This window comes from Thiocapsa sp. C2-2m (genome assembly GCF_041903745.1).
In the GTDB taxonomy this organism is placed as follows: domain Bacteria; phylum Pseudomonadota; class Gammaproteobacteria; order Chromatiales; family Chromatiaceae; genus Thiocapsa; species Thiocapsa roseilacustris.
Genome location: NZ_JBBWVD010000091.1, coordinates 1 through 5,180, shown reverse-complemented (window position 1 = coordinate 5,180; position 5,180 = coordinate 1). Strand labels below are relative to the sequence as shown.

The following is a 5,180-nucleotide window of genomic DNA, read 5'->3' as shown; positions in this document are numbered from 1 at the left end:
ACCCTGAACCCTGAACCCTGAACCCTGAACCCCGAACCCCGAACCCGACCCCCCTTCAATCCTCGATCGGCGGCGGCGCCAAGACCTCACGGTTTCCGTTGGTCTCCGCCGCGCCCACGATCCCGATCCTCTCCATCTCCTCGATCATGCGCGCGGCGCGGTTGTAACCGATCTTCAGACGCCGTTGTACCCCCGAGATGGAGGCGCGTCTGCTCTCCACGACGATCTGGACCGCCTCGTCGAACAGGGGATCCGTATCCTCGGTGTCGCCGCGCGGCTCGGGGTCGATGCCGGGCAGCACTTCGGTCGGCTCGCGCAGCACGTCCTGCAGATACTCGGGCGCACCGAACTGCTTGAGGTGCTCGACGATCCGATGGACCTCGTGATCGTCGACGAAGGCGCCGTGCACGCGCTGCGGGATGTTCCCGCCGGGCGGCAGATAGAGCATGTCGCCGTTGCCGAGCAGCTGCTCGGCGCCCATCTGGTCCAGGACGGTGCGCGAGTCGATCCGCGATGAGACCTGGAAGGCGATCCGGGTCGGGATATTGGCCTTGATGAGCCCGGTCAGCACATCGACCGAGGGCCGCTGTGTGGCGAGCAGGAGATGGATGCCCGATGCCCGCGCCTTCTGTGCCAGACGCGCGATCAACTCTTCCACCTTCTTGCCGACGACCATCATCATGTCCGCCAGCTCGTCGATCACCACGACGATATAGGGTAGATGCTCCAGGGCCGGCACCTCGACACCCTGCTCGGCGGCGAAATCGGCCGCGATGGTGGGGTCCGGAATGGTGCGTCCTTGCGCCGCGGCGTCGGCGATCTGGCGGTTGTAACCGCCGATATTACGCACCCCGAGCTTCGCCATCAGGCGATAGCGGCGTTCCATCTCCCCGACACACCAGCGCAGCGCGTTGGCCGCCTCCTTCATGTCCGTCACGACAGGCGTGAGCAGATGCGGGATGCCCTCGTAGACGGAGAGCTCGAGCATCTTCGGATCGACCATGATGAGCCGCACGTCCTGCGGTCCGGCCTTGTAGAGCAGGCTCAGGATCATGGCGTTGATGGCCACCGATTTTCCCGAGCCGGTCGTGCCGGCGATCAGCACGTGCGGCATCTTGGCCAGATCCACGACCACGGGCAAACCGGAGATGTCGCTGCCCAGGCCCAAGGTCAGGGGCGACTTGGCGTCCTGATAGGTCGCCGAGCCGAAGGTTTGACGCAGAAAGACCGTCTCGCGCTGCTGGTTGGGGATCTCGATGCCAATCACCGACTTGCCCGGGATGACCTCCACTACGCGCACGCTGATGGTCGAGAGCGCACGCGCCAGATCCTTCGCCAATCCGGTGATCTTGCTGACCTTGATGCCGGGCGCAAGCTCCAGCTCGAAGAGCGTGACGACCGGACCGGGATAGACGGCCACGACCTGGACCTGGACGCCGAAATCGGCGAGCTTGAGCTCGACCTGTCGCGAGAGGTCCTCGATCTGCTCGTCCGAGTAGGCCCGGCCGCTCGGACGCGGGAGATCGAGCAGGTCGAGCGGCGGAAGACTGATCTCGTCGGTCCGACCGGTTGCGGTATGGGCGGCCGAAGCAGCCTGTACCGAAGGGGCCTGGGTGGTCGGGATCGACGGCTCCGGCCGGGTCACCGGGCGCGGCGCCGTCTTGATCCGCGGTGCCGCCGCCGGCACGGGTCTCTGACCGCGCTTGAGATCGTCGAGCGACAGGGTCTCGGGCTCTGCCATGGCATCCCGAACACGACGCGGGACCCCCTCGAAACGACGCCCGAGCCGCCCGCCGGGCTCGCGCCCCGTCGCTTCTTCGGAGCCGGCCGCATCCTGCAAACGCGAAAGCATCGATTGTCCATCCAATTGCGTGGGATCGTCGATCAGATTCAATGCCTCGGGAAGCCCGGTCGACTCCGCAGCCCCGGCAGCCTGCCGACGCGCCACCAGGCTCGTCGCAGCACCCTGCACGACGTTCGCGACCCAGCCCGCAGCCTGCAGCACGGCAGCCCCCGTACTGTCGACCACCCTCAGCCAGGAGATCCCGGAGAAGAGCGTAAACCCGACCAAAAGGGCACCTCCGAGCAGCAGATCGGTCCCCTTGGTGTTGAAGGCGGCGCGCATGTTGCCGCTCACGAGTAGACCCAGACCACCGCCGGACCCGTTCGGAAGATGGGCGCCGAGATCGGCGAGATGGATCGCGGCATATCCGCAGCCGGCGACGATGGTGATGAAGAACCCGATCCAGCGCAGCGCCAGGATCCAGGTGCGGGGCGCCGGCTCCTCGCCGCGACCGCGGAAGACGAGCCAGGCGCTCCAGCCGACCATCACCGGGAGCAGATAGGCGAAGAACCCGAAAAGAAAGAGTGTGACATCCGCGAACCAGGCGCCGGCCCGACCGGCCGAGTTGCTGACCTGCGAGACGTCGCCGACGTAGGACCAACCCGGGTCATCCGGGGAATAGCTGGCCAAGGCGAGCATCAGATAGAGCGCCACGACCATGAGGGTCCACATGGCGCCCTCGCGGAGCGCGCGCTCCACGTAGTCGCTGAACGTCAACTGCCCGTATCGTGTCGCCTGCGCCATGACTCTCTCCGAAATTTTGGCTCCACATAATACCCTTGCCGGCGCTTCTTAGGGTAGTTTCGATGGCTGAATTCGTCCCGGATCTCGCCTGCATCAGGGCAATGATCGCGCCGCTAGACGCCTCCGGATATGCGGTCAGCCGGGCGACGTCTCGTCCAATGCGCCCGTCAACCACTCCTGAACGGACTCGGCCGGCGGCTGCACCGCGAGGACCGGACCCAACAAGGCGATTTGCTCGTTGGCCTTGCGCATCCAGACCTTGAGACGCTGGCGATCCATCAGACCCAATCCGCCCGGCCGGCTCTGGCCTGCGGCCCAGAAGCTCGCCGCTAGATGGTCGACCTTGCGCATCGTGGCCGCGTGCAGCTCGGGGAGCTCGATGAATCGAGCACCGACGGCCTCGGCGGCGGCTCGGGCCGCAGAGCTCCGGAACGCGGAGAAATCCTTTCCGCGGCCGTAGTTCTGCACGACGACGTAGGAGGCCGCGTCACCGTAGCGCTCGATGAGTCGCTGGAGCAGACCGATGCCGTCGGCACCGTCGTCCATGACATGCCAGAAGACCACTCCGACCCCTTCGTCGGCGGCAAGCGTCAGGAAGTCGTTCTGATCGATCCAGCGGAACAAGGGTGCCGAGGTCTGGGCAGCCAGATCCACCAGCACATTCTGCGGCGACGCGAGCGCGGCCTCCATCAATTGATCGGCATCCTCGAAGGCGTCGAGCAAAACGGATCTGGAGTAGGCGCCGTAGAAGCGGAGCATGGCCCCATGGGATTGGTCGGTGTCGAAGACCGTAAAGGGTTGGTTGTTGTCGATATGATGCTGCGCGAGCAGGCGAGCCAGCACCGACTTGCCGACCCCGCCCTTCTCGCCGCCGATGAAATGGATCTTGCTCATGCGTGGTTGCTCCGGGTGTGCGCGTTGATGGGCGCGGAGCATGCACCGAGGACGAGCGTCCCGCAAGGGCCGGCCGACGGCTGCCCCTCGGTGTTGTCGGTGATGGCGAGCGCTGCGAGACACCGGGCAACACCAGACATGTCGGGCGCCGGACGCCGAGCGATCGATCCGCGCTCAGGGGCCGATCGCGCCGTCGGCATGCCGCACCAACCGTCCGACACGCTGTCCTTCGGCGTCGAGCAGCTCGAGCTCCAACGGCATCTTGCCGAGCGCATGGGTCGCGCAGGACAGGCAGGGATCATAGGCCCGGATCGCGACCTCGATGCGGTTGAGCAAGGGCTCGGTGAGCGCGTGTCCGTCCAGGTCGTCGGCGGCGACGCGGCGGATGGACTCGTTCATCACCTGATTGTTGTTGGTCGTGGAGACGATGAGGTTGGCGCGGGTGACCAGCCCGTCGGGGTCGATCTCGTAATGGTGGAAGAGGGTCCCGCGTGGGGCCTCCAGCACGCCGATACCGGTGGTTTGCAGAGTGCCCTCGCGACGCAGGTCGTTGCCCTGCAGGTCCGGGTCCGCAAGCAGCTCGCGGATCGCCTCGGCGCAGTGCAGCAGCTCGATCATCCGCGCCCAATGGGTCGTGAGTGCGGCCTGCAGCGGGCGACCCTCCCCGGCGGCCGCGAAGTCCTGACGCTCCTGCTCGGCGAGCGGGGTATGAAAACGCTCGCAGTTGTTGACGCGCGCGAGCGGGCCGACCCGATACCAGCCGTGCTCCGGCCCCAGCGCCACGATGAAGGGAAACTTCATGTAGCTCCAAGGCTTGATCTCCTCGTGGAGCAGCTCCGCATAACCCTGATCGTCCGCGTGATCGAAGATGGTCTCGCCCTGCGGGTCGCGCGCGCGCAGCCCGCCGTCGTAGAGCTCGAAGCCGCCGTCCGGCGCGACCAGGCTCAGCGTGTTGGCATCGACGCTGGCAAAGCGATAGTGAAAGTCTGGGCGCGTCAGGATGATGCGCTTGATGAGCTGAACGCCCTGCTCGGCCCAGTTGAGGATTCGGTCGATGTCGGCCAAGAGGAGATCACGCTCATCAAGACTCACATTCTTGTTGACCCCGCCCGGCAGCGCGCCCGTGCCGTGAACCCGTTTGCCCGAGGTCACGCGGATGACCTCCTGTCCGTACTTGCGCAGCAGCACACCCTGCATCGCGATCTCGGGATGGTCCCGGATGACACCGACGATGTTGCGGTGGGCCACCGCGTCGTCGATGCCGAACAGCAGATCCGGCGAGGAGAGATGGAAAAAGTGCAGCGCGTGGGACTGGAGCACCTGGCCCAGATGCATCAGCCGGCGCACCTTCTCGGCCGTCGGCGTCAACCGATCCACACCGATGAGCCGATCGCACGCCTTGGCCGCAGCCAGATGATGGCTGACCGGACAGATCCCGCACAAGCGCTGTACCAGTACCGGCAGCTCCCAATAGGGCCGGCCCTGGATAAACTTCTCGAAGCCACGAAACTCGACGATATGCAGCCGCGCCTGCTTGACGCGGTTGTCCTCGTCAAGCAACAGGGTCACCTTGCCGTGACCCTCGACGCGTGTCAGCGGCTCGATACAGACCCGCTTGAGGGTTTCGGGGTGCCGGGCGGTCTCCAGATTCGTGGTCATGGTAGAAACCTCGGGCGGGTTCGGGGTTCGGGGTTCGGGG

At 65.8% G+C, this 5,180-nt stretch carries 3 protein-coding genes; all 3 read right to left on the bottom strand.

Annotation, left to right across the window (positions count from 1 at the left end):
- Window positions 1–55 precede the first annotated feature (55 nt).
- The 3 genes from AADX97_RS28595 to AADX97_RS28585 all read right to left on the bottom strand — a co-directional run bounded on the left by AADX97_RS28595 (window position 56) and on the right by AADX97_RS28585 (window position 5,140).
- Window positions 56–2,587: a DNA translocase FtsK gene (locus AADX97_RS28595; RefSeq protein ID WP_374237547.1), complete on the bottom strand. Its 2,532-nt coding sequence runs from the start codon at window positions 2,585–2,587 to the stop codon at window positions 56–58.
- A gap of 135 nt (window positions 2,588–2,722) precedes the next feature.
- Window positions 2,723–3,481: a mobilization protein gene (locus AADX97_RS28590; protein ID WP_374237546.1), complete on the bottom strand. Its 759-nt coding sequence runs from the start codon at window positions 3,479–3,481 to the stop codon at window positions 2,723–2,725.
- Between the two features lie 174 nt (window positions 3,482–3,655).
- Window positions 3,656–5,140: a Ni/Fe hydrogenase subunit alpha gene (locus AADX97_RS28585; RefSeq protein WP_374237545.1), complete on the bottom strand. Its 1,485-nt coding sequence runs from the start codon at window positions 5,138–5,140 to the stop codon at window positions 3,656–3,658.
- Window positions 5,141–5,180: the final 40 nt, after the last annotated feature.